Annotated in this window: 22 protein-coding genes; 13 read left to right on the forward strand and 9 right to left on the reverse strand. The window is 47.3% G+C overall.

Translation table 11 applies throughout. The features are described 5' to 3' along the window. The first annotated feature begins 11 nt into the window (after nucleotides 1-11). Nucleotides 12-1463 carry an NAD(P)H-hydrate dehydratase gene (locus AZ602_RS04610; protein ID WP_227525173.1) on the forward strand — a complete coding sequence of 484 codons (1452 nt, stop codon included), beginning with the start codon at nucleotides 12-14 and terminating at the stop codon, nucleotides 1461-1463. A gap of 104 nt (nucleotides 1464-1567) precedes the next feature. Here AZ602_RS04610 and metH read toward each other — a convergent pair whose 3' ends face one another. Then, nucleotides 1568-5329, reverse strand: a complete 3762-nt coding sequence (gene metH, locus AZ602_RS04615) for a methionine synthase (protein ID WP_103033913.1) — start codon at nucleotides 5327-5329, stop codon at nucleotides 1568-1570. A 165-nt stretch (nucleotides 5330-5494) separates the two neighbouring features. On the opposite strand from metH, the gene AZ602_RS04620 reads away from it, so the two are divergent. The 6 genes from AZ602_RS04620 (at nucleotide 5495) to AZ602_RS04650 (ending at nucleotide 10296) form a co-directional block, all read left to right on the forward strand. Beyond that, nucleotides 5495-6448 carry an SEL1-like repeat protein gene (locus AZ602_RS04620; protein ID WP_227525174.1) on the forward strand — a complete coding sequence of 318 codons (954 nt, stop codon included), beginning with the start codon at nucleotides 5495-5497 and terminating at the stop codon, nucleotides 6446-6448. Between the two features lie 61 nt (nucleotides 6449-6509). After that, nucleotides 6510-6959: a hypothetical protein gene (locus AZ602_RS04625; protein ID WP_227525175.1), complete on the forward strand. Its 450-nt coding sequence runs from the start codon at nucleotides 6510-6512 to the stop codon at nucleotides 6957-6959. Nucleotides 6960-7230: 271 nt separating this feature from the next. Continuing rightward, the gene (locus AZ602_RS04635) at nucleotides 7231-8082 is read left to right on the forward strand and encodes a tetratricopeptide repeat protein (protein ID WP_103033916.1); all 852 of its coding nucleotides are present in this window, start codon (nucleotides 7231-7233) and stop codon (nucleotides 8080-8082) included. 11 nt (nucleotides 8083-8093) lie between these two features. Beyond that, nucleotides 8094-8660 (forward strand): DUF1543 domain-containing protein, encoded by a 567-nt coding sequence (locus AZ602_RS04640; RefSeq protein ID WP_103033917.1) that lies wholly within the window; start codon nucleotides 8094-8096, stop codon nucleotides 8658-8660. Nucleotides 8661-8696: 36 nt separating this feature from the next. Further along, nucleotides 8697-9779, forward strand: coding sequence for a tRNA pseudouridine(13) synthase TruD (gene truD / locus AZ602_RS04645; protein ID WP_103033918.1), 1083 nt, complete (start codon nucleotides 8697-8699; stop codon nucleotides 9777-9779). 37 nt (nucleotides 9780-9816) lie between these two features. Further along, nucleotides 9817-10296 (forward strand): low molecular weight protein-tyrosine-phosphatase, encoded by a 480-nt coding sequence (locus AZ602_RS04650; RefSeq protein ID WP_103033919.1) that lies wholly within the window; start codon nucleotides 9817-9819, stop codon nucleotides 10294-10296. Between the two features lie 76 nt (nucleotides 10297-10372). Here AZ602_RS04650 and AZ602_RS04655 read toward each other — a convergent pair whose 3' ends face one another. The 3 genes from AZ602_RS04655 to dcd all read right to left on the reverse strand — a co-directional run bounded on the left by AZ602_RS04655 (nucleotide 10373) and on the right by dcd (nucleotide 12010). Beyond that, nucleotides 10373-10942, reverse strand: a complete 570-nt coding sequence (locus AZ602_RS04655; RefSeq protein WP_103033920.1) for a DUF4126 domain-containing protein — start codon at nucleotides 10940-10942, stop codon at nucleotides 10373-10375. Nucleotides 10943-10969: 27 nt separating this feature from the next. Beyond that, on the reverse strand, nucleotides 10970-11260 hold the full coding sequence (locus tag AZ602_RS04660; RefSeq protein ID WP_103033921.1) for a polyhydroxyalkanoic acid system family protein: 291 nt from the start codon (nucleotides 11258-11260) through the stop codon (nucleotides 10970-10972). 174 nt (nucleotides 11261-11434) lie between these two features. Beyond that, nucleotides 11435-12010 (reverse strand): dCTP deaminase, encoded by a 576-nt coding sequence (dcd, locus tag AZ602_RS04665; RefSeq protein WP_078317553.1) that lies wholly within the window; start codon nucleotides 12008-12010, stop codon nucleotides 11435-11437. A gap of 199 nt (nucleotides 12011-12209) precedes the next feature. Here dcd and AZ602_RS04670 point away from each other — a divergent pair, with 199 nt between their 5' ends. Together AZ602_RS04670 and AZ602_RS04675 are read left to right on the forward strand one after the other, a co-directional pair. After that, on the forward strand, nucleotides 12210-14024 hold the full coding sequence (locus tag AZ602_RS04670; protein WP_103033922.1) for a DUF294 nucleotidyltransferase-like domain-containing protein: 1815 nt from the start codon (nucleotides 12210-12212) through the stop codon (nucleotides 14022-14024). A gap of 9 nt (nucleotides 14025-14033) precedes the next feature. After that, nucleotides 14034-14642, forward strand: a complete 609-nt coding sequence (locus AZ602_RS04675; RefSeq protein ID WP_199174087.1) for a 3'-5' exonuclease — start codon at nucleotides 14034-14036, stop codon at nucleotides 14640-14642. Between the two features lie 20 nt (nucleotides 14643-14662). Here AZ602_RS04675 and AZ602_RS04680 read toward each other — a convergent pair whose 3' ends face one another. From AZ602_RS04680 to AZ602_RS04695, 4 genes are all read right to left on the reverse strand, one after another. Next, complete coding sequence (locus AZ602_RS04680; protein ID WP_103033924.1) at nucleotides 14663-16231, reverse strand: Na/Pi cotransporter family protein; 1569 nt, start codon at nucleotides 16229-16231, stop codon at nucleotides 14663-14665. Nucleotides 16232-16375: 144 nt separating this feature from the next. After that, nucleotides 16376-17095: an LrgB family protein gene (locus tag AZ602_RS04685; protein ID WP_255409068.1), complete on the reverse strand. Its 720-nt coding sequence runs from the start codon at nucleotides 17093-17095 to the stop codon at nucleotides 16376-16378. After that, nucleotides 17092-17469: a CidA/LrgA family protein gene (locus tag AZ602_RS04690; protein WP_103033925.1), complete on the reverse strand. Its 378-nt coding sequence runs from the start codon at nucleotides 17467-17469 to the stop codon at nucleotides 17092-17094. Before AZ602_RS04690 ends, AZ602_RS04685 begins: the two co-directional genes overlap by 4 nt. Before the next feature lie 42 nt (nucleotides 17470-17511). Next, nucleotides 17512-18765: an FAD-dependent monooxygenase gene (locus AZ602_RS04695; RefSeq protein WP_103033926.1), complete on the reverse strand. Its 1254-nt coding sequence runs from the start codon at nucleotides 18763-18765 to the stop codon at nucleotides 17512-17514. Between the two features lie 266 nt (nucleotides 18766-19031). Here AZ602_RS04695 and AZ602_RS04700 point away from each other — a divergent pair, with 266 nt between their 5' ends. Beyond that, nucleotides 19032-20195, forward strand: a complete 1164-nt coding sequence (locus AZ602_RS04700; RefSeq protein ID WP_103033927.1) for an MFS transporter — start codon at nucleotides 19032-19034, stop codon at nucleotides 20193-20195. Between the two features lie 63 nt (nucleotides 20196-20258). On the opposite strand, the gene AZ602_RS04705 is transcribed toward AZ602_RS04700, so the two are convergent. After that, nucleotides 20259-22301, reverse strand: a complete 2043-nt coding sequence (locus AZ602_RS04705; protein WP_103033928.1) for a UvrD-helicase domain-containing protein — start codon at nucleotides 22299-22301, stop codon at nucleotides 20259-20261. A 281-nt stretch (nucleotides 22302-22582) separates the two neighbouring features. Here AZ602_RS04705 and rsgA point away from each other — a divergent pair, with 281 nt between their 5' ends. The 3 genes from rsgA to grxC all read left to right on the forward strand — a co-directional run bounded on the left by rsgA (nucleotide 22583) and on the right by grxC (nucleotide 24488). Continuing rightward, nucleotides 22583-23665 carry a ribosome small subunit-dependent GTPase A gene (rsgA, locus tag AZ602_RS04710; RefSeq protein WP_103033929.1) on the forward strand — a complete coding sequence of 361 codons (1083 nt, stop codon included), beginning with the start codon at nucleotides 22583-22585 and terminating at the stop codon, nucleotides 23663-23665. 84 nt (nucleotides 23666-23749) lie between these two features. Beyond that, nucleotides 23750-24163 (forward strand): rhodanese-like domain-containing protein, encoded by a 414-nt coding sequence (locus AZ602_RS04715; RefSeq protein WP_103033930.1) that lies wholly within the window; start codon nucleotides 23750-23752, stop codon nucleotides 24161-24163. A 67-nt stretch (nucleotides 24164-24230) separates the two neighbouring features. Continuing rightward, the gene (gene grxC / locus AZ602_RS04720) at nucleotides 24231-24488 is read left to right on the forward strand and encodes a glutaredoxin 3 (protein ID WP_078317542.1); all 258 of its coding nucleotides are present in this window, start codon (nucleotides 24231-24233) and stop codon (nucleotides 24486-24488) included. Nucleotides 24489-24491: the final 3 nt, after the last annotated feature.

The raw sequence follows: 24491 nt of genomic DNA on the forward strand, positions 1-24491 counted from the left end.
AGGATAAGATGATGAGCTACCCCATCCCTGTATATACCGCCCAAGCCGTCAAAGATTGGGAGTCTCGCTGGTTCGTCGCTGGCAACTCAAGCTATGGACTGATGCAGCAAGCGGCACTGATGATGGCAAATCATTTGCTAGGGCAATTAGCACCATCACGAGTGTGCATCTGGTGCGGTAGCGGCAATAATGGTGGCGACGGCTATCTGCTCGCCGTCTATCTGTCACGCCATCATACAGTGCATATCTATCAAATCGCTCCACCTGCCAGTGCTGATGCTCTGCGCGCCTGCCAAGCTGCCATCGATGCAGGTATCAGCATCACGAATGCGCCTGTGGTGGCAGATGTGCATATCGATGCGGTGTTTGGCAATGGTCTGGATCGTCCGCTGACAGATGAGATGCTTGTCATCGTCGATGACTATAATACACACACAGGCTATAAAATCGCCATCGATATCCCTACAGGGCTACATCCTGACACAGGGATGCCACTGCCTGCGTCTATGCGTGCTGATATGACACTGTGTTTGATGGGCTATAAGGTAGGACTGCTCACCGGCTGTGCCAAAAGCCATGTCGGCAAGCTAATCTGCCTACCACTCATCCCTGCCGATGATGCACTAATCACAACTGCTCATATCGATAATACCCTACCCACCCTACCCACTCGTGATGGCTCACGCAGCCATCAGCACAAGGGTGACTACGGCTCGGTCATGGTCATCGGTGGTCACCCCACGATGGGCGGTGCGGTCATCATGAGTGCTGAGACCGCCATCAGTGTCGGCGCAGGTCGTGTCACCATCTCCACACATCCCAATCATCATCCTGCTATCATCGCCCGTAAACCTAATCTGATGGTGCATGACATCGATCAGATGTATGAAGCTAGGCCAGAGCATATGACAGCTATTTGTATCGGCATGGGGCTTGGGCGTGATAAATGGTCACTTGTAGTTTGTGATGTGTACCGACAAAAATTAGCTCAGCTAACCATACCTATCATTATAGATGCAGATGCACTGTGGTGCTTGGCATATTGTTCAAATATACGCCTGCCAGCCAATGCCATCGCCACGCCACATCACGCCGAAGCTGCTCGCTTGTTAGGTATCAGCGCCGATGCAGTCGAAGCTGATCGTATCCATGCCATCAGATCACTACAGTCACGCTACGGCGGGCAATGGGTACTAAAAGGTGCCAACACACTCACCATCAATATGCATGGCAAGATTCGCATCTGTACGCTCGGTAATGCCGCGATGGCAACTGCCGGCATGGGTGATGTACTCTCTGGTATGATGGCAGGGATACTCGCCCAAGCACCAACGACGCCAATTCATCAAATCGTCGCTCTACACGCTTACTGCGGTGATGTGCTAAGTGCTGATGGCATCGTCGTCGATGTCAATCAGATGGGACGGATGGCAAGCCAAACACTAAAAGCCATCGCCAAATAACTCCAGCCTCAATTGCCCTTCAGTCATCCCAAGCAACCAAACCCAAAAAAACCGCCTTGACATCATCAAAGCGGTTTTGTTGTCCAACCTAATTTAGCACAAGCTTAGAGATTTGGATTTAGCCACTTCTCAGCGGTTTTGATATCCCAACCCTTACGGCGTGCATAGTCTTCTAATTGGTCGCTGCTGATTTTACCGACATTAAAATAGGTGCTGTCAGGGTGACTATAATAAAAACCCGATACGCTAGACGGTGGCCACATGGCATAGCTTTCGGTGAGATAAGTACCGATGGCATTGGTGGTGTCTAGCCAGTCAAACAGCTTGCCTTTTTCGGTATGCTCAGGGCAAGCAGGATAACCTGGTGCAGGACGAATGCCAACATATTGCTCTTTGATCAGCTCTTCGTTGCTTAGGTTTTCATCCGCTTGATAGCCCCAGTAGTCTTTGCGAACGAGCTCATGCAGATGCTCGGCAAAGCTTTCGGCAAAGCGGTCGCACACTGCCTGCACCATGATGGCATTATAGTCATCGCCTTTTGCCTTATACTCATTGGCAAGCTCTTCGGCACCAAAGATAGACACGGTAAAGCCGCCTAAATAATCATCGCCGTTTGGCGAGATAAAGTCAGCCAGACTATAATTTGGCTTGCCGGTGACTTTATCGCTTTGTTGGCGTAAATGCTCAAAGTGCTGAACCACTTGACCTGCTTCATCATAGACTACGACGGTGTCAGGTGCACTGCGTTGTGCCTTGGCTAGGCGAAATACCGCTTTGGCGGTGACGAGTTTTTCTTTGATCAGCTTATCAATCATGGCTTGTGCATTGGCGTACAAATCACGGGCTTCAGCACCGACAACTGCATCATCAAAGATTTTTGGGAATTTGCCCACCAAGCCCCACGAGATAAAAAACGGCGTCCAGTCAATATACGGCAGCAAGTTTTCAAGTGGATAATCATCAAGCACCACTTGCCCTAGCGTATTTGGCACTGGCGGTGTATAGCCATCCCAATCATACTGAAAACCTTCGGCAATCGACTGCTCATAGCTAAGCTTCGCCCCTTTTGGCTTACGATTAGCTAGGCGTTCACGCACTTCGCTGTATTCTGCGCGAATCTCATCAATGAACTCGCCACGCTTATCCTTGGATAATAAGGTCGTCGCCACACCGACAGCACGGCTGGCATCCGCCACATAGACGACGATGTCATTTTGGTAATTGGGTTCGATCTTGACCGCCGTATGTGCTTTACTCGTGGTCGCACCACCGATGAGTAGCGGCAGCTTAAAGCCTTGCTCTTGCATTTGTTTGGCGACATAGACCATCTCATCAAGGCTCGGGGTAATCAGCCCTGACAATCCGATGATATCTACATTTTCATCACAAGCCACTTGCAAAATCTTCTCACACGGCACCATCACGCCTAGGTCAATGATCTCATAGCCGTTACAGCCCAAGACCACACCGACGATATTTTTGCCGATGTCATGCACATCACCTTTGACGGTCGCCATCAGGATTTTACCCTTGGACTCGCCAGCGACTTTTTCGGCTTCGATGTAGGGATTTAGCCATGCGACGGCTTGTTTCATCACACGAGCGGATTTGACCACCTGTGGCAAGAACATCTTACCTGCACCAAACAAATCCCCCACCACATTCATGCCGTCCATCAAAGGCCCTTCGATGACATCGAGCGGTCGTGGGTATTTTTGGCGAGCTTCTTCGGTGTCCTCATCAATATAGGTAGTGATGCCTTTGACTAGGGCGTATTCAATGCGTTTTTCTACCGTGTCTTCACGCCATGCTAGGTCAGCACCGCCTGATTTGGCTTTGTCGCCTGAATGGTAATTTTCGGCAACTTCAAGCAGCTTTTCGGTCGCTTCGTTATTGTCGTTATTACGGTTTAAAATCACATCTTCGATGGCGTCACGAGCAGACGGCTCAATCTCATCATACAATTCAAGCATCGCAGGATTGACGATACCCATCGTCATGCCATTATTGATGGCGTGGTACAAGAACACCGCATGAATCGCTTCACGAATCGGATTACCACGAAAACTAAACGACACATTGGACACACCGCCCGACACCATCGCATTGGGTAGATTGTCAGTAATCCAACGGGTCGCACGGATAAAGTCCACGCCGTAGTTGTTATGCTCTTCGATACCTGTGGCTACCGCAAAGATGTTTGGGTCAAAGATGATGTCTTCAGATGGAAAACCCACTTCATCGACCAAAATGTCATAACTGCGTTTACAAATCTCAATCTTGCGTGCTTCGGTGTCCGCTTGACCGACTTCATCAAACGCCATGACAATCACCGCCGCCCCGTATCGCATACATAGGCGAGCTTTGGCGACAAATTCATCATAGCCTTCTTTGAGCGAGATAGAATTGACAATCGCCTTGCCTTGCGTGCATTTGAGACCTGCTTCAATGATATCCCATTTTGATGAGTCAATCATCAGTGGCACTCGGCTGATGTCAGGCTCGGACGCAATCAGATTGACAAAATGAATCATCGCCTGCTTACTATCAAGCATCGCTTCATCCATGTTGATGTCCACAACCTGAGCACCACCTTCTACTTGGTCTCGGGCGACATCCAGAGCTTCTGCGTATTCTTCGTTTTTGATCAGTCGCAAGAATTTTTTGGAGCCTGTAACATTGGTACGCTCACCGACATTGACAAATAAGCTATCACGAGTGATGTTAAAAGCTTCTAGCCCCGACAGACGGCAAGCGGGCTTGTACTCAGGAATGGCTCGTGGGGCGTGCGGTGATACCATCTCAACAATCGTGCTGATATGCTCAGGTGTCGTGCCACAGCAGCCGCCGACGATATTGACAATCCCTGCTTTGGCAAAGCCCTGCACCATCGTGGCAGTCTCGGTGGCCGTTTCGTCATATTCGCCAAATTCGTTCGGCAAGCCTGCATTGGGGTGTGCTGACACAAAGGTCTCACAGACATCAGATAAGCTTTGGATATGTGGCTTGAGTGCGTCCGCCCCCAAAGCACAGTTAAAGCCGATTGAGATGGGCTTGGCATGGCGTACCGAATTATAAAAGGCTTCTGCCGTCTGCCCTGACAGCGTCCGCCCTGATGCGTCGGTAATCGTACCACTGATCATAATCGGCAGCTCAAAGCCAATCATCTCAAATACGCCCGTCACCGCAAAAATCGCCGCCTTGGCGTTTAGGGTGTCAAACACCGTCTCAATCAAAATAATGTCCGCCCCACCGTCAATCAGTGCCAGCGTACTTTCGGTGTAGTTGTCCACGAGCTCATCAAAGGTCACATTGCGAAACGCAGGGTCATTGACATCGGGTGAGATGGAACAAGTGCGAGAAGTCGGACCGATGACACCTGCCACAAAGCGTGGCTTATCAGGCGTTTTGGCGTTGTATTCATCACAAGCTAGGCGGGCTAGGCGAGCGGCTTCACGGTTGATCTCATAGGTCAGATGCTCCATGTGATAATCCGCCATCGAGATCTGCGTACCATTAAAGCTGTTGGTCTCGATGATGTCCGAGCCAGCTTCCAGATAGCTTCTATGAATCGCACTGATGATGTCAGGCTGTGTCAGTACCAAGAGGTCATTATTGCCCTTGACATCGTTAGCGATATCAGCAAAACGAGTACCACGATAGTCGCTTTCGGTGAGTTTATAATTTTGAATCTCTGTCCCCATCGCCCCATCAAGGAATAAAATCCGCTGTTTCAAAAGCTCTGTCAAGCGTGCTTTATTGGTGCTTTGGACATCACGATGGGCAAACTCGCCCTGTGGCGTGCGGATAAAATTATCAGGATTGTGCGGTTTGTGAGTGGTGTTGTTATTGGCTGATACGCTCATAAGTTATCCAAAATTTGGCAAATAAAATGGGCTTATTATAGCAGTTTTATGCTGTGATGATGGCTAAGTTTTTGTAATTTTTGTCAAATTGACTTCGTTGGCAAATGATGGGGAAATTGTTATACTAGATAAATTATTAATCAGTCTTTTGATGGAGTGTAAAAGATGAAAAAGTTAGCAACTTTGGCGATGGGACTTCTGCTATCAATGTCGGTGATGGCGAATACTACCTACGAGCAAGGCTTACATTTTTATAATCTTGGCACTGATGATGGTTATCGTCAAGCATTTACATATTTTAGTCAAGCGGCGGAACAAGGGGATAGTGAAGCACAACTAAAACTTGGCTATATGTACATTATGGGCTATGGTGTAAATCAAGATTACAATAAAGCACTCGAATGGTACACCAAATCTGCTGAACAAGGGAATGCTGGTGCTCAATACAATCTTGGATTGATGCACGAAAAAGGCGATGGCGTACGCCGAGATTATCAACAAGCGGTTGAGTGGTACACCAAAGCCGCCAATCAAGGGCTTGCTGAGGCTCAAACCAATCTTGGGCTGATGTATGAAAAAGGTCACGGCGTACGCCAAGATTATCAAAAAGCGGTAGAATGGTACGCCAAAGCCGCCAATCAAGGATATGCTGATGCTCAGGCAAATTTAGGCTATATGTACGGAAAAGGTTATGGTGTACGCCAAGATTATCAAAAAGCGGTAGAATGGTACGCCAAAGCCGCCAATCAAGGGCTTGCTGAGGCTCAAACCAATCTTGGGCTGATGTATGAAAAAGGTCACGGCGTACGCCAAGATTATCAAAAAGCGGTAGAATGGTACGCCAAAGCCGCCAATCAAGGGCTTGCTGAGGCTCAGGTAAATTTAGGCTATCTGTACTATCACGGCTATGGCGTCCGTCAAGATTATAAACAAGCCTTTAACTGGTATGCCAAAGCGGCCGCCCAAAATGATGCCGTGGCTCAATCCAATATTGCAGGCTTGTACTACAATGGCTGGGGTGTCCGCCAAAGCTACTCACTTGCCAAAGAATGGTATGGTAAAGCCTGTGATAACGGCTATCAATATGGCTGTGATGAATATCGTAAGCTAAACCAATAAGGTTATTGATATCAGGCTTATCACAATGCAAGAATTAAAAATCAGTGCTGTTGCGATACTCATGCTGATAAGTACTGGGGCGACTGCTTGGGCAGATACGCTCATCTATCCTTTTTTGGATTTAAGTCAAGAAGAAAAAGCAGATGTTGCCATCTCTATTTGCTTGAGCACTTCAAGTCTGGCAATGCAAGCGATGAGCGACAGGCAATCCAATCTGCCCTTGGATGAGAGTAAGCAGGCTGCCTTGGCATTTAGTATCGCACAGGAGGATAGCGAAAATAAAAATCAGTTTTATCAAAATCTGATTGACGAGCAATACGAGCTTGCCTATAGCTATCCTATCGCCACAAATAATCAAGAAAAATATGAGCTGGTTAAACAGCTGCGCGATAGAGAATTAAGCCGCTGCGGTGCGGTTTATGGCGTTGAAAATATCGGGCAATATTTGATTTATTTTTATCCCGATTTAAGACCTAAAGATTTTGTTTGGCCGTATGATGAGATAAATTAAATAATTTTAAATTTATAATATCATGATGTTATGGATATATTTGTTAAATATTTAAAATAAAAACACAATCAATGGTAGAAATTTACATTTATTCATTCAAACATAAGCCCAAACCCAAAGATGATACACTGCTTCACCTACTCTCTGCCAAGTGGAATGGTTGCTTGAGCTATGTATTATTGGCGAATGCTACCTTTTTGTTCAAGCAAAACACTTTTGGCAAATATGATATTATCCACCAATTAGTCAATCTATTTATGGAGCATAAAAGATGAAAAAGTTAGCAAGTTTGGCGATGGGATTAATGCTATCGATGTCGGTGATGGCAAATACCGCCTTTGATAGAGGTGTGTATTATTATGATCTTGGTACTGATGATGGCTATCGCCAAGCATTTGGTTATTTTAGTCAAGCGGCAGAACAAGGGGATGACCAAGCCCAACTAATCGCAGGCTTGATGTCTATTGACGGTCAAGGCATTACCCAAAACTATTCACAAGCCCACCAATGGCTTAGCAAATCAGCCAATCAAGGTAATGCGAACGCCCAGTATAATTTAGGAATGATGTATTATCAAGGGTATGGCATTCCAAAAGACACCCAAAAAGCCATTGATTATCTAAACCAAGCCGCCGAACAAAATCAAACCCAAGCCCAATATAATTTGGGATATATTTTTGCCACCCACCCAAGTTATCTCGATGGCAAAAAGGCTGTGGAGTGGTACACCAAATCCGCCAAACAAGGCTTTGCAAAATCCCAATTCAACCTTGCTCAACTTTATTATGATGGCAAAATTATACCCCAAGATTATCAGCAGGCTTTGTATTGGTACACACAAGCTGCTACACAAGGTCTTGCAGATGCACAGCTTAATCTTGGTGAAATGTACGGCAGCGGCATTGGGATAACTCAAGATTACACACAAGCAAAAGATTGGTTTTTAAAATCTGCTGAACAAGGTAATATTTTTGCCCAAATCAATCTTGCCAAAATGTACCATCATGGTCAAGGCATCAAAAAAGATTTAACACTCGCCAAACAATGGCTTAGTAAAGCCTGTGATAACGGCTATCAAAAAAGCTGTGATGAATATCACGAACTAAACCAACTAGGTTATTAACAGGGGAAACCATGTATCTATATATGCTAAAAATCGGTGCTACGCCAAAGGGTCGGCTGATCGAACAGCATGATATTTTCTTTGGTATCGCCGATGATGTGCGTGAGCTGATACCGCATTTTGAATCAGCTTGGCCAGAAATCAAAGATATTTGGCACCTAGATGCCTATCGCAAAATTACTGCAGTTGATGGCTATCGTATCGAGATTATCAATAAAGACGATCATCCCAATGACCCGCCCAACGACAAACAGTTATATTTTGTCAATCTTGGTGGCTACAAGCCCAATCATTTTGAAGAATATCATCACAAATTATTGATTATGGCTGATGATATCCATCAAGCGACCGCCATCGCCAAACAAAGCGAGTTTTATCAAGCGTTTGACATCGCAGGTACTCGAGCGACATCGCATATCGATGATAAGTATGGCGTGGATATTGATGAGATTCACAATGTCAGTGATGTGCTACCCCAAGTGTTCAAAGACCGCTACCGTCTGCATATCACCGCAGATAGTACGGCTACCCCTGATGAGATGGTGATTGGCTATCTGCCGAAGAAGATGTTTGTGTGATACAATGGTGGCGAAGATATTTTACTGAGCGATACCATGATCTGCCCTATCCGCCACGCTATTTATAAAGCCACGCCTGCCGACTTTATCGTCACCGAACAGCTTGCCATCGAGCACACCCACGATGGCGAACATCTGTGGTTATACATCACCAAAATCAATCTAAACACCGCCTATGTCGTACGACTACTGGCTGACTGGGCAGGCGTGCCTACAGCAGATGTCGGCTATTCAGGGCTAAAAGACCGCCACGCCATCACCCATCAGTGGTTCAGTATTCGCCTGCCGACCAAGGTGGTGCCGAGTGTGCCATTTACCGACTTTATCAAGCCGCATCTGCACGATGGCGAGTCCGTCCACATCAGCGAGCAAGTGTGGCACAGTCGCAAGCTAGGTCGTGGTACGCACAAATCCAATCACTTCACCATCACCCTACACGCCATCACAGGCGATAAAGCCGCCATCGATGATAGGCTAACTCAAATCAAAACCAGTGGCGTGCCAAACTATTTTGGCGAACAGCGGTTTGGCAATGATCAGGGTAATATCCAAAAGGCTCAAATTTTTTTTGAAAAAATCCTAGCCACGCCCAAACCCTACCGCCCAAATAAAAAAACCGCTCATCGTGACAGCCTACTGATCTCGACCGCTCGCAGTGCACTGTTCAATGCCATGCTGGATGCTCGTGTGGCAGATGGCAGCTGGCAGACGGCGATCGACGGTGATGTATTTAATCTGGATGGCACAGGCTCGATTTTTGTCGCTGATATCGATGATGACATCCGCACTCGCCTGAGAACTTGTGATATTCACCCCACCGCCCCACTGTTTGGCACAGGTACACCCAAGCATACCGCTGATGCGGCCGCACTGTATGATGGCGTGCTTGGTCGGGATGAATTTACGGTATTTTGCCAAGGACTACTGAAGATTGATGCCAAAATGAGCTATCGCCCCTTACGCCTATTGGTGCGGCTACTTACTTGGTACTGGGTAGATGATGCGTCGTTGGTGCTGAATTTTGAACTGCCTAAGGGGGCATTTGCCACAGTCGTGCTATCGGCTTTGGTGGATGAGTTGGTGATGGGATCATCATCACCAGATACATCAGATGCATGACAAGTACAAGATTTCACATTGATGATTGAGAAGATTTATGACTTATCCTAGCAGTATTTTATTTGTTTGTCTTGGCAATATCTGTCGATCGCCTGCTGCTGAAGCGGTGATGGCGACCAAAATTTCCAATGCTCGCCTACCCATACGCCTAGACTCAGCAGGCACCGCCAATTACCACACAGGCAATCCGCCTGACACTCGCAGTATCAAAGTTGGTCGGTCTCTAGGCTATGATTTATCAAGCTTAAGAGCCAGACAGATCAGCGTGGCGGACTTTTATGAATTTGAACTCATCTTTGCGATGGATGAGAGTAATTTGGCAAATTTAAGCAAACTACGCACCCAAGCCGAACAGCTTGCAGATGGTCGCACGGTGGCACGCTTGCAGCTATTTGATCCAACTGGTAAAGCCGTTGCCGATCCTTATTATGGGGATGAATCTGATTTTGTGGCGATGTATGCGCATTTGGAATCGGTGGCCGATCAGCACCTGACTGCATGGCAAGCACATCAATAAAATCGTGATTATCCATACACCAAAGCTCGGCATATACCGAGCTTTTGATTGCTTTATCATTCAAGGATGTTTAAGATCATTTGGCAAATTGACGCTTTAGACGCACCGCAAGCCAAATCAATACCACGATGCCGATGACAGCAATGAACATCCCAACCACAGGAAACAGAATCGACACTGCCGACAGCCCGATCGCCGCGCCCGTTTCTGCCATGCCGATGGCAGGATTGGCCGCGCCTGCGGTGGTCACTGTCGATACCGCCCGTGTCGCCGCTGATGTGGTCTTGATGGTTGCCGCTGCCCCACCACCTGCGACGATGGCCAGCGCCCAAGTCATCGCAGGACTCATGTCTGTCAAGGTGCTTGCCATCACCAGCGTCCCAGCCACGCCTGCCAATGGCACAGCGATGGTGTCAAGTAGGTTATCCACCACAGGCACCAGATAGCTGATGGACTCAACCACACTGGCCACACCTAGGATAATCAAGGCGGATAAGCTACCCACCCACGCCCAAGTGTCATTGAGCGGTATGATGCCAAAATACGATGCCAATGACAATCCAAATAACGGCACAAATACCCGAAAGCCTGTACTTGCTGCCAGACCAATCCCCAAACAAATGCTAATAATCATCTCAACAGTCATAACTCCACCCTTTATCCTAAGCCAAAATCATACTTCAAAATACTTCTGCAAACCCTGATTAATCCCATCATGAATCACCCCTTTTAATGGCTTGGCGAAAAATCCAAGCGATGCTTCAAAGGTGATTTTTTGGGCATCAAGCACTGCTTTGGCATCCACGCCTGCCTTGCTGATACTGGCAGTATCCATCGACTCGCCTTCGGTATAAGTGGCTTTTAATCCAAACTGCTGCTCAGCCTCACCAAGCCATTGCTTGGCTCTATCTCGCGCGGTGGCAAAATCAAAATTGTGTGTTTTTTCGATACGGATATCGCTCATTGCTATGCTCGTTTTGTAAAGTCTGGCTTATTTTATATCACCATCACCCAAAATTCCGTGCTATTTTGTAACTGTCATAGATGGCACAGTTTATCCGCTCAAATTAATCAAAAAACCCCTAAGTCATGCTTAAGGGTCTGATTGTGCGGTGTTGGCAGTGTTGGGTTTTTGGCCTTAAGTTTTAGGTAAGGTTACGCCCGTCTGCCCTTGGTATTTACCGCCGCGATCCTTGTAAGAAGTCTCGCAGACATCATCAGCATCTGATTGGAAAAATAGCATCTGCGCTACGCCTTCACCGGCATAGATACGCGCTGGCAAATTGGTGGTATTGCTAAATTCAAGCGTCACATGACCTTCCCACTCAGGCTCAAGTGGCGTGACATTGACGATGATGCCACAGCGTGCATAAGTCGATTTGCCAAGGCAAATGGTCAGTACATCACGGGGAATTTTGAAATATTCGACCGTACGAGCCAGTGCAAATGAGTTCGGCGGAATGATGCACTCATCACCGACGATATCAATAAAGCTACGCTCGTCGAAATTCTTAGGATCGACGATGGCTGAGTGTACATTGGTAAAGACCTTAAATTCATTGGCACAGCGGACATCGTAGCCATAGCTTGATGTGCCATAGCTGACCAATTTTTCGCCTTGTTCATTATAACGCACTTGACCTGGCTCAAATGGCGAAATCATCTCATGCTCTTCGGCCATTTTGCGGATCCAGCGATCGGATTTGATAGACATTTTGTACTCGTAACTGATGATGATTGGCACTCATTATAAAATATTTGCCAAAAATTTAGTAGCTAATTTTTGATTTTTTGGCGAAGTTTATTTATCTATACCACTTGTCAAATTTTTGTCATCTGCTAATATATGAAACAGGATTTACTGTAAAAATTCCCCTACTGTTTGTGTTAATATTTCATGATAAGGATTGCTCATGAATCGCTTTGACTTTAGCACCGCCCCTTATAATAGCCTGACAAGTCTGCAGCGTCAGACACTCGAAAAAGCCACCGATATTGTATTTTTTGACGATCAAGCGACCGTCATACAAGCCAATGACAGCATTGATACACTCTATATCGTCATCAAAGGCATGATCCAAGAAGTTGATGCCGATGGTGAAGTACTTGCTCTATATCATCCGTCTGACAGCTTTGATACACGGGCTTTGTTTGAGCAGACTTATCGCCACAGTTTCGTCGCTGTTGATCAAAGCTTGCTATACGCCATCCCAAAAAGCATCATTCGAGAACTGATCGAAAAAAACAGCGAATTTGGTGCGTATTTTTTTGCCAATATCGCTGACAAGCTACAATCCCAGACAGGTAATAAGCGGGATAATGAGTTGGCAGGACTATTCACCGCCAAAGTCAAAGATGCCTACCGCCCTTATGATGAGCTATATAGTGGTAGCATCAGCCTACTCGATGCTGGCAAGGCGATGCAAAAAGCCAAATCCAAATCCCTACTTATCCATCATGATGGACGCATCGGTCTGGTCACCGAGTCACTATTTCGTGATGTCATCACCCAAAGCGACGGCATCGTCAATGCCCATGAAGCCGTGCATCATCTGGCGCGCTTTGATCTGATTAGCGTGGATATTGACGATTTTATGTTCACTGCACTACTTAAGATGATGAACCATCGCATTCAGCGTGTCGTGGTCAATAAAAATAATGATCCAATCGGTATTCTTGAGCAAGTGGATATCTTGGCATTTTTATCCAACCACAGTCATCTGATCGCCGAAAAACTTGAAGTCGCCACCACGCTTGATGAGCTCACCGCTGTTGCTTCACAGATGACGAGCACCATCTCAGCACTGTTTGCCAATGGTATGCAGGCCAGACAACTAGCGCAGCTGATGCAAGTGCTCAATGCCAGATTGTTTGAAAAAGCATGGCAACTCATCGCACCTGCTGATATCGTGGCGAACTCATGCTTGATCGTCATGGGATCTGAAGGTCGTGGCGAGCAAGTGCTCAAGACCGACCAAGATAACGCACTCATCGTCAAAGATGGCATCGACATTGCCGCCGTCATGCCTTATGCAGAGCAGTTTTCACAAGTACTGACCAGCTTTGGCTATCCACCTTGCCAAGGCAAAATCATGGTCAATAATCCGACTTGGTGCCAAAATTTCAGCGAGTTTCGCGACATGGTCATCACATGGTGTCGCAGTGCCAGTGGTGAGAATATGATGAATTTGGCGATTTTTATTGATGCCAAAGCGGTCGCTGGTGATGCCAGTTTATTGCATGATGTCCAAGCAAGCCTGATGCATCATATCAGCGATGATGTTGGGATGCTGATGGGCTTTGCGCGTGCCATCAATCAATTTAACGAAGACGGGCAAGGATTTTTTGCGCAATTTTTGGGTCAAAAACAGAACAAAATGGACATCAAAAAAATGGGCACTTTCCCAGTGGTGCATGGCGTGCGTGCTTTGAGCCTACAAGCCAAACTCACCGAGACCAATACCTTTGAGCGTATCGCAAAGCTTGCATCGATGGGCATTATCGAAAAACAGCTCAGCCAAGATGTATCTGAAGCGTTGGCGTATCTGATGCACACGCGCCTAAAAAATGGCCTAAATGCCATCAAACACGGTCAAGAAGTGCAGCCCAACCAAATCGCCACCGAACGCCTATCCACACTTGAGCGGGATTTGCTCAAGGATGCCTTGCAAGTGGTGAAACGCTTCAAAAGCTATGTCAGCAATCATTTCAACCTACAATATTCATAGGGGAAAATGATGTTTCATAAACTCATGCACCAGTATTATCGCAGCAAACTGCGTGATAAACGCTATGAATTTTTGTACGACACACATCCTGATGAGCTGGTCAGCTTTGACTGCGAGACCACCAGTCTCAATGTAGCAGAGGCACAGATCATCTCTATCGGTGCGGTCAAAATCCGTGGCAATAAAATCTTGACAAGCGAAACCTTTGAGATACTCATCAAACCTGAGGGTATGATGGAGGCGACCAATGTCACCATCCATGGACTTCGCCCCAAGGACTTGACACATGGCACGACGGTTGAAGATGCCATTGAGCAGTTTTTGCACTTCGTGGGTGGTCGCCCCTTGGTGGGTTATTTCTTAGAATATGATGTGGCGATGGTGAATAAATTTCTAAAGCCCATGCTCGGCATCAAGCTGCCCCAGCCGCAAATCGAGGTCTCACGCCTATTTCACGCCCAAGAAACCAAGCACAAATACTATGATGCCGAGATCGATTTGACGATGGCAAATATGGTAAAAACGCTTGGCATTCCTGATCTGCCCCGCCATGATGCACTCAACGACGCCATCAATGTGGCGATGATGTATCTAGCGCTCAAGCACCGCCGCGTGTGAGCTTGATCACTTGACAGCCATCATTTGCCCAACAAAATCACCATCTTGGCGGTGTGCTTGACCAGTCGATCCAGCCAGCGGCGAGCGACGATGAGATTGAGTGCATCTGCAGCGTGCGTCTGACTACTCGCCGACCGCTCAATGAGCGCAAAGCGAGCATCGCTTTTTTGGGCCTTCATATCATCACCAAACGCCACAAATTGTTGTACAAATGCTTTGGGTAGCTGCTCGACATCTGCCAGCATCAGCATCGATAACTCTTCAAAATACGCCGTGACTTCTTGCATCAATACAGGCTCAGCGTGCGTATGCAGCACATCAATAAACGCACTATGCGTCAAATCTTCACGAATCACACGGATATAGACGATCAGCTGCAACAGTCGCATCAGCTTTTCTTGGTCTGCTTTTGCTTGTGGCACGGGCATCTTATTAAGATAATCATCCACCGTCTGCAAACAGCGATCTAGCTGCATCACATCGATGGCATCACCATACATCCGCCCTTGGCACGCTTTAGCAAATTGCGACAGCACTACCGCTGTCGTCTGACACAGCGCCTGCCTAGCCGCACCGATGGCCACCGCCGGCATCGAAAATAAGCTTTCATCCAGATAGTGCGTATTCGATGCGTCGATGCGCTCAGGGATCAGCCGCTCAAGCAGCGCCTGAAAACGACGGGTAAACGGCATAAATATCATCGCGCCCATCATACTAAATGCCGTATGAAACAAAGCAATGATCAGCACATTATCCCAGTCTGCCAGCACACCGTCACGCACCTGCCAAATCGTCACAGGCATCAGCACAAAAAACGCCGCCACTGCTGTCACGACATTGAACACCACATGCACCGCCGCTGTCCGCTTGGCACTCACTGTCGCACCGATGGCTGCCAGTACCGCGGTGGCCACCGTACCGATATTCTGCCCGATCACCAGTGCCAATGCTTGTGGCAAATCAATCGCTCCACCTGCCAGTGCTGCCAAAGTTGCTGTGATCGCTGCACTCGATGACTGCAAAAGAATGGTCATCACAATGCCTATCAGCACCAAGATCAGTCGTGTCATCAAGCCATCATTTGACCACTGCGCCAGATCCACCTGCTCGGCAAAGCCTGCCATCGCCGATTGCAGAAAATCAATGCCAATAAACAACAGCCCAAATCCCGCCAAGCAAAGCCCCAATAAAGCCATGCGATCTTGACCAAGCAGCTTCATCATCGCACCGATACCCACCATCGGCAGAGCGATCATCGATACCGAAAATTTCAGCCCAAGCAGTGCGACCATCCAGCCAGTGCTGGTCGTACCGATATTGGCACCGATGATGACACCGATGGCTTGGGTGAAGCTTAGCACCCCTGCACTCACAAAGCCAATAGTCGCAAGCGTCGTCGCTGTCGATGACTGCACGACTAGCGTAAAGCCAATGCCTGACATCATCGCCTTAAATGGCGAGCCTGTAAAACGCCCAAGCCACTGCCGCAGACTCTCGCCTGCCATCGCCTTGAGACTGTCGGTCATCAGACTCATACCGAGCAAAAACAGTCCGATGCCACCTGATAGCTGAATGATAATCTGTTGCACGCTAAGCCTTGTTAATTGTTAGTCTAAAATTTTTGTCATTGTAAAATAAACTTCGCTGACATACCGCCAATAATACCAAGCGTTTTCATTGTTTTAATTGCCTTGATATTCAAATAATTTGATTGATAAGCTTAATTGATTAGCCTAAGGAATAAGCCACGGCACCAGCACAGGCGCCAAAAACGCCGTCAGTACGCCATTTAAAATCAGCCCTAAAGTTGCATACGCCACATAGCGAGCGCCCAGCTGCATTGACCGCACTGTGCCAAGTGCGTGTGATGCACTGCCTAGCGACAGCCCCATGCCCATCGGCAGTCTAAGGCCGCATCGATGCAATATCCACACGCCGATGATTTGCCCCACCACACCAGCAATCAGCACCGTCGCTGCTGCGATGCCGATGACACCGCCAAGCACCGTCGTCACTTCGATGGCTATCGGCATGGTTACTGACTTGGCAGCGGTGGCGACCATACTATCTGTGCTACCGCCGAGCAGTCGCACCAATCCCACACCTGTCACGATGCCCACCACACTGCCGATGATTTGGGAGATGATGATAGGTAGCCACTGCGCTCGGATTTTTTGCCATTGGATATACAAAGGCACTGCCAAGCACACCACCACAGGCTGTAGCCAAAACGTGATGTAATTGCTTGCTTTTTCAAAGCTTGACCACTCAATATCGAGCACCATCAACACGGCAATCACCACCACAGTCGTGACCAATGTCGGATTGATCAATGGCTGTCCTGTACGCTGACGCAGCCATACGGACAATTCAAATACCCCGATCAGTAGCATGAGTAATAAAAATGGACTTCTCAATAGCTCATCACCGAGGGCTAACCACTGCTGCATCATCGCACACGCTCCTGATGCCTCTGATGACGAGATTTTTGTACTCTGCGTAGCCAAGTATATGAGCCCGCCGTGCTAATCAGTACCAAAATCGTACTTACACTCACGCCAACAAGCAGCACCCACAAATCATCACGGATGATGTCCAGATACTGCATGATAGAGATACACGCAGGAATGACCAGTAGCACCAAATAATCCATCAGCACTTTGGCAAGTTTTTCGACAGTGGCAAGCTTGACCAAGCCTGATTGCAATGCAACAAACAGCACCACCAAACCAATCACGCTCGGCGGTAGTGGTAAATCAGTCAATGCGATGATGACCTGCCCGATGAACAAACAGCCAAATATCACCAAAAATGCCTTTAAAATCATGGCAAACTCTTTTTATTAATCATTATGGGCATCATCAGCCAATTAAGATTTTAGCCCCATGGCATAAGTCGCCACCAATGGCTTAATCCCAGGGATTTTATCAAAACACACCAAGCCGACATTGCGAGCAAATTTCATCACAGGATTAGGATGGGTAAAGCTACCCACCACCGTATCACAGAATTTGATGACGCGTTTTTGATCGGCTAGGCGTGATTTTTCATAATGTGCTAGGCGGTCATATCGCCCAAAGTCCACCGCATCACCATCATCCACTACCGCTTGGGCAAGTAGATTGGCCAGTGCATAAGCATCTCGTAGGCACAGATTAAAGCCCTGACCTGCCACAGGATGCAGGGTGTGTGCCGCATTACCCATGATGACAAATCTGCCTGCCACCTGACGATGTGCCAGCACCTTAGATAGTGGATAAGCACCTCGTTTCCCAGTCGCCACAAAGCGTCCAGCATCCGCCCCAAATACCGTCTGTAGGGTCGATAGGTATTTATCATCATCTTCAAGATACTGCTGCTCTTCACCTTTTGGACAGATAAACACCACCGAACGGCGATAACCTGCAGTCTGATCTGTACCACCATCGCCCACGCCATCGGTCAGTGGTAGCACCGCAAGCGGCCCAGCTTCACTAAATCGCTCAATCGCTTCATGACGATGTGGCTTATCCGTCTGCACCACGCCCACGATACCCACCTGCTGATAGTCATGTGTATCGACATCGATGTGTAGTAACTGTCTGACCTTTGAATGCTGTCCATCACACGCCACGACCAGTGGTGCTGACAGTGTCTGCACGCCATCATCACTTTCTACAGTGATACTTGCCATCTGTTCATCTTGGGCGATGTCTGTCACGGTCGCACCGTCAATCAGTGTAATCAACTCGTTTTGTTGAACTGCCACGAGTAGCTGTCTGCCCAGATAAGCATTTTCCATTACTTGTCCAAAGCTCTCAACACCTTCTGCCTGCTTATCCAAGGTCGCTCGACCGAAGCTACCCAGCTCACTGATCAGCACCTTATCAATCCGACAAGCATGACTTTGCAAGCGATCCCATAGCCCGATTTCTTGATAAATCTGCACCGTACGACGCGACAAAGCCGTGTTACGCGCATCCAGATAATGCGTGCGTGCCGTGTCCGCTTCAGGCTCGATGACAGGATAGCGACTATGTTCAACCAGCGTGCTTTTGATGCCATGATGCGCCAAAAGCAGTGCAAATGACAGCCCGACATGACCACCGCCGACGATTAATACATTAGGATTGCTCAAATTCATGTGATTTTGCCAAACTTGATAAAAAATTGTCTGTTATTCTACACCTTTACGCCATAGATGACCAGTTTGCATAGGGATAAATTCGTTAATCTATCACAGGCTTAGATAGTTTTATATGAATTTACTAATTTTTTGAAAACTTGTAATAGTTTTTGGCTATGATAAAGATAACCACAAGCAATTTCTCTGAGCGCCATCATCATGCTACAATGTCTCTTGTGTTTAATTGATTGCAATAAATCTACCAATGATAAGAAGCAAAGCTTATGACTCATCACGCACCAAGCTTATCCGAAAAATTCACCATCGCCATGATTGGCTTTTTTGCCTTTTTGCAAGTGTATTCTGTGCAGGCGATTTTGCCCGTGCTGATTGCCGATTTGAATGCCAATGAGATCGAAGCAGGGATGGCTGTCGGTGCAACGGTGCTTGCCATTGCTGTGATTTCACCATTTATTGGGATGCTGTCAGATGGTATTGGGCGTAAGCCATTTATTGTCGGTGGATTATTGTTACTCGCCATTCCTACAGGTCTGATTGGCATCAGTAGTAGCATGAGTGAGATTACCGTGTGGCGATTCTTACAAGGGATTAGCGTGCCAGGGATTACGGTGGTGCTGATTGCTTATATCAGTGAAGAATATAGCGAACACCTCGCGACGATGATGGCTTTGTATGTGTCTGGCACGGTGCTTGGTGGCTTTAGTGGGCGGTTTTTTGCAGGGCATTTGGAGCATTTTATCGGCTGGCGATATGGCTATGGCGTGATGGCGATTTGTACGCTGATTGGGGCTTTATGGGTGCTAAAAACCTTGCCAAAGTCCAAAAATTTTGTGGTCAGCGAATCATTCAAAGAAGCCTTTGAGACACTCACTTCTCACGCCAAAAATCCCCATGTCATCAGCAGTGGTATTTTAGGTGCGTGCGTACTGTTTACTTTGGTTGGCTGTTTTACTTTTGTCAATTTGCATTTATCCGACGCACCTTATCAGCTGAGCACGGCTGATCTTGCCAATATTTTTAGCATCTATCTCATCGGCATGGTGATTACACCACTGTCTGCCAAAATCACCACACGATTTGGTATGACGACCACCATCATACTTGCAGTGCTGACATCTGCCATTGGCATTGGCATGACTTTATTGACGCCATTATGGGTGGTGATTGTCGGACTGACCTTGATGTCATCGGGCGTATTTGTCACCCAATCGGCGACGATTAGCTATCTGACCAGTCATGTCAAGCAAGGTCGCTCATTGGCATCAGGGCTGTATTATATGTCGTATTATGGTGGTGGCTTTGTTGGTGCGTGGATTTGTGCGATTGCTTATGCGCAGGGTCAGTGGCTGTGGACGGTTGGGCTGATTTTGATGATGCAAATCATCGCACTGACGGTTGTGATTGGTTTTATGCGTGGGCGTGGATAACAAGCCAGCCATGTTAAAATCAAACAAAAAGCCTGAAATGAATTCAGGCTTTTATATTGGGATTTATCCCTTTTTCTTCGCCGCCAGCATCGCTTGGATATTGGCCAGATAATTTTCGGCGATTTTCTTAGGATCTTCTTTTTTGGCACCGCCGCCTTTGTGAAATGGATAATTAATATGCTCAGCAGGCAACTCATCCAAAAACCGCGATGGCTCCACCGCCTTAAAATCACTGCCAGAACGCCTTTGTTTGCTTAACAACAAAGTCAGCTCACTTTTGGCGCGCGTGATACCAACATACATCAGTCTGCGCTCTTCTTCAATGTTGTCGGTTAAGATGGAGTTGTGGTGCGGCAGCAGATTTTCCTCACAGCCGATGATATACACAAAATCAAACTCAAGCCCCTTGGCCGCGTGCAGAGTCATTAAGTTGACCTTATTGGTATTTTCTTCTTCTTGTTGCTGCTCAAGCATATCGAGTAGCACAAGCTTTCGGATCACCGCTTCGATGGTCTTATCTTCCTCATCTTCAGCGCGATTGATGAGTGCGCTGATGCTTGAATACAGCGCCTCAATGTTATCAAGACGCCCTTTTTCTTGCTGAGGGTTTTTTGAGTCTTCTTTGATATAATCAATATAGCCCGTCTCTTCGATCATCTGACGCACCAACGGCATCGGATCACTGTTGTCATATAAAAGCTGGGTATAGCGCTCAATAAACTCCCCAAAGTCCATCAGCGTATGGCCAGCTTTCGTGCCGACCGCCTCTTTGATGCCTGTGCGCGTGCATGCTGAGAGTAACGATATGCCACAATACTGCGCGAATAATCCCAATTTTTCGAGCGTCGCCGAACCTACGCCGCGCTTAGGCGTATTAATCACTCGCAAAAAAGCCGCATCGTCATCAGGATTGATGATGATGCGCAGATAGCTCATCACATCTTTGATCTCAGTACGCGCAAAAAACGAGGTGCCGCCTGACAGCTTATAAGGAATCTCAAGCTGTCTTAGCTGCGCTTCCAATGCCCGTGCCTGAAAGTTGCTACGATACAGTACCGCATAGCGATCCCAAGTATTGCCGTGGCGCATGCGATGCGTCAAAATCTCTTTGGCCACGCGCTCAGATTCATCAAAATCATTGGCGCAAGTGATCACGCGGATCAGCTCGCCATGCCCTTTATCTGACCACAATGCTTTATCAAAAATATGTGCATTATTGGCGATGACGGCATTGGCCGCGCTCAAGATGCGATTGGTTGAGCGGTAATTTTGTTCAAGCTTGACCACGCTCAATGTCGGAAAATCCTGCTTAAGCAGCGCCATATTTTCAGGCTTAGCACCCCGCCAAGTATAAATCGATTGATCATCATCACCCACGACCGTAAAGCGCGCCATCACCCCGACAAGCAATTTGATCAGCTCATACTGTGCGGTGTTGGTGTCTTGATATTCATCAACAAGCAAATAACGCACGCGGTTTTGCCATTTATCGCGCACCTCTTTGTTGTGGCGCAAAATATGCACCGGCATCACGATCAGATCATCAAAATCCACCGCATTATAAGCGCGCAAATGCCGCTCATACAGTCCATACAGATGCGCGAACATCATATCCTCAGGATCCTCAAGCGTTTGGGCAGCATCAGGTGGCGCTACCAGATCATTTTTCCAATCCGATATCATCTTGATGGCCTTTCCGACCAGTTCACGGCTCTCGGCCCCGCTCATGTTATCGCGCACCATCAGCTCCATCAAAAGACGCTTGCAGTCATCAGCATCTAAGATGGAGAAATTTGATTTTAGCTCAGTATTTTTAAGCTCATAACGCAAAAACTGCAGCCCAAATTGGTGAAAAGTCGAGACCGTCAAACCGCGCGTTTTTTCGCTCGGTAGCAGTTTTTGGACACGCGCTTTCATTTCTCTGGCTGCTTTATTGGTAAAGGTCATCGCCGTGATGCGATCGGCAGGAATTTGACAGTTTTGAATCAAGTGCGCGATTTTTTGAGTGATGACCGAGGTCTTGCCTGAGCCTGCACCTGCCAGTACCAATAGCGGCCCTTGGGTGTGATTTAAAGCGTCTTGTTGGCGTGGGTTGAGGTTACTCATGGATACCTTAATTGTATATTAATTATTATTAAAATTAAAAGCTGATTTTAATGCCTATTATAAAATATTTTGGCCAATTTCCCAAATTTAATTGATCAAGCCATCATCACCGCACTGCGAAATGGCCATCGCCATCCTAGCTTTGTCAAAGCAGCTTAAGATCTATGGTGCGAATATCGGTTTTATCCAAATAATGATGGCCAAAACACACCAATTTTCATGGTGCACATTGCCCAGATGCCGCTTTTGTGCTACAGTGGTTTTATTTTTAACAAGTCTTTATGTCGCTCATTCGCAAACGCAAACTGACCAAACGCCAAACTCGGCAAATTGAACAAAACCAAACCACCCAAATCGACGATGGCACGCTGGCAACCGGTGTCATTATCTCGCATTTTGGCAAGCAGCTTGATGTGCAAATCACTGCCTTGCCAGCGATTTTACCTGATTATAACGACCAAGATACGGATAAATCCGCCGTCGCACTGGGTGCAATTTGGCGATGCCACACCCGCACCAACCTGCCGATGCTTGCCACGGGCGATACGGTGAAATTCAGCCTAGACGCCACCGCCAATCTTGGGCGTATCGAGCAGTTATTAGACCGCAAAACACTCATCACTCGCCCTGATCGCTATCATAAGGTCAAACCTGTAGCGGCCAATGTCGATGTCTTGGCGATCGTCTTTGCCCCCTTGCCCAAGCCTGCCGTCAATCTGATTGACCGCTATCTGCTCATCGCACGGCTCAATGACATCACGCCACTACTGGTGCTCAATAAATCCGACCTACTGCCCAAGCATCCCGAAGTCGTGAAAATTATCCAAGAATATCAAGCACTTGGTGATCAATACGGCTTTAGCGTCATCAGCACATCAAGTATCGCCAAAGATGGTCTAGACATCCTGCATCAACATATCGATGGCAAGTTGTCTATCTTTGCTGGGCAATCAGGTGTCGGCAAATCAAGCTTGATTAATGAGCTACTGCCTGATGCTCACCAAGCCACCAACATCATCTCGGTGAACTCACAGCTGGGTCAGCACACCACCACGACCAGTCGCCTACTTGCTTATGATGACCAAAATCTATCTGCAGGCGGCATCATTGACACCCCTGGGATTCGTGAATATGGCATTTGGCATCTGTCCGCCGATGATATTTTGACTGGCTTTGATGAGCTTGATGAGCTGTCAGGCACTTGCCAATTTCGAGATTGCAACCATCAGAGCAATGCCAAAGGCTGTGCACTTTGGGCGGCGGCTACCCAAGGCGAAGTATTGCCACGACGCATTGAGAGCTTGACATCACTGATTGATGAAGCCAAAAACGGACAATCTGCCGTTAAGCCACAGGGCAAATAGCACGGCTTACCCTGATAAATCATGTGCATTTACTGTCATTTAACGCTATAATAAGCGTTTGACTAAATTTTTATGGAGTATCCCTTGGAACGCTGGTTTGAATTTGTGGGCAATCACCCATTTTTGTTCGGCTTACTAATCGTCCTTGCGATTGCTTTTTTTGCCATCGAAGGCAAACGCAGTGGTCGCAAAGTACCGCCTAGCGAAGTCGGTTTATTGGTCAATAACCAAAACGCACGCATCATCGATATCCGCCCTGCCAACAAGTTTGCCCAAGGGCACATCACAGGCAGTGAGAACATTCCATTCACCGAACTCAAAAACCGCCTGCCTGAACTACAAGGCATCGAAGTACCTGTCATCATCGTCTGCGACATCGGTATCCAAGCTGGTGCAGCGGTACAGCTGATTGCACGCCCAAATTTCATGAGACTAGAAGGCGGTATCCAAGGCTACCAAGCAGCAGGTTTGCCACTCGTTGGTGCTAAGAAAAAATAAATCCTGCTTGAAATCAGGCGAACCAAGCCCCATGTAGGATTTGTCTTTAAAAAAATGAGTAACCCTTATGAGCCAAGTAACCATCTACACCACCCCAGTTTGTCCATACTGCACCAATGCCAAACAGCTACTGACCAACAAAGGCGTCGAGTACAGCGAAATCAGTATGTACGATTTGACCACCGAAGAGCGTCAAGCCCTATCTGCCAAGACCAACGGCTATCGCACTGTGCCACAGATTTTTATCGGTGAGACTTTTGTTGGCGGTTTTGATCAGCTTAATAAGCTCAATCAAGAAGGCAAACTGGATGCGATGCTGGCATAATTG

This window comes from Moraxella sp. RCAD0137 (genome assembly GCF_002894025.1).
GTDB lineage: Bacteria > Pseudomonadota > Gammaproteobacteria > Pseudomonadales > Moraxellaceae > Moraxella > Moraxella porci.

Excerpts from the sequence above, each read along its gene's own strand:
- AZ602_RS04650 (WP_103033919.1), top strand. The coding sequence starts at position 9,817 with ATGACTTATCCTAGCAGTATTTTATTTGTTTGTCTTGGCAATATCTGT.
- grxC (WP_078317542.1), top strand. The coding sequence starts at position 24,231 with ATGAGCCAAGTAACCATCTACACCACCCCAGTTTGTCCATACTGCACC.
- truD (WP_103033918.1), top strand. The coding sequence starts at position 8,697 with ATGATCTGCCCTATCCGCCACGCTATTTATAAAGCCACGCCTGCCGAC.
- metH (WP_103033913.1), bottom strand. The coding sequence starts at position 5,329 with ATGAGCGTATCAGCCAATAACAACACCACTCACAAACCGCACAATCCT.
- AZ602_RS04655 (WP_103033920.1), bottom strand. The coding sequence starts at position 10,942 with ATGACTGTTGAGATGATTATTAGCATTTGTTTGGGGATTGGTCTGGCA.
- AZ602_RS04685 (WP_255409068.1), bottom strand. The coding sequence starts at position 17,095 with ATGATGCAGCAGTGGTTAGCCCTCGGTGATGAGCTATTGAGAAGTCCA.
- rsgA (WP_103033929.1), top strand. The coding sequence starts at position 22,583 with ATGTCGCTCATTCGCAAACGCAAACTGACCAAACGCCAAACTCGGCAA.
- AZ602_RS04705 (WP_103033928.1), bottom strand. The coding sequence starts at position 22,301 with ATGAGTAACCTCAACCCACGCCAACAAGACGCTTTAAATCACACCCAA.
- AZ602_RS04660 (WP_103033921.1), bottom strand. The coding sequence starts at position 11,260 with ATGAGCGATATCCGTATCGAAAAAACACACAATTTTGATTTTGCCACC.
- AZ602_RS04670 (WP_103033922.1), top strand. The coding sequence starts at position 12,210 with ATGAATCGCTTTGACTTTAGCACCGCCCCTTATAATAGCCTGACAAGT.
- AZ602_RS04625 (WP_227525175.1), top strand. The coding sequence starts at position 6,510 with ATGCTGATAAGTACTGGGGCGACTGCTTGGGCAGATACGCTCATCTAT.
- AZ602_RS04620 (WP_227525174.1), top strand. The coding sequence starts at position 5,495 with ATGAAAAAGTTAGCAACTTTGGCGATGGGACTTCTGCTATCAATGTCG.
- AZ602_RS04690 (WP_103033925.1), bottom strand. The coding sequence starts at position 17,469 with ATGATTTTAAAGGCATTTTTGGTGATATTTGGCTGTTTGTTCATCGGG.
- dcd (WP_078317553.1), bottom strand. The coding sequence starts at position 12,010 with ATGTCTATCAAATCCGATCGCTGGATCCGCAAAATGGCCGAAGAGCAT.
- AZ602_RS04640 (WP_103033917.1), top strand. The coding sequence starts at position 8,094 with ATGTATCTATATATGCTAAAAATCGGTGCTACGCCAAAGGGTCGGCTG.
- AZ602_RS04700 (WP_103033927.1), top strand. The coding sequence starts at position 19,032 with ATGACTCATCACGCACCAAGCTTATCCGAAAAATTCACCATCGCCATG.
- AZ602_RS04675 (WP_199174087.1), top strand. The coding sequence starts at position 14,034 with ATGTTTCATAAACTCATGCACCAGTATTATCGCAGCAAACTGCGTGAT.
- AZ602_RS04635 (WP_103033916.1), top strand. The coding sequence starts at position 7,231 with ATGAAAAAGTTAGCAAGTTTGGCGATGGGATTAATGCTATCGATGTCG.
- AZ602_RS04695 (WP_103033926.1), bottom strand. The coding sequence starts at position 18,765 with ATGAATTTGAGCAATCCTAATGTATTAATCGTCGGCGGTGGTCATGTC.
- AZ602_RS04610 (WP_227525173.1), top strand. The coding sequence starts at position 12 with ATGAGCTACCCCATCCCTGTATATACCGCCCAAGCCGTCAAAGATTGG.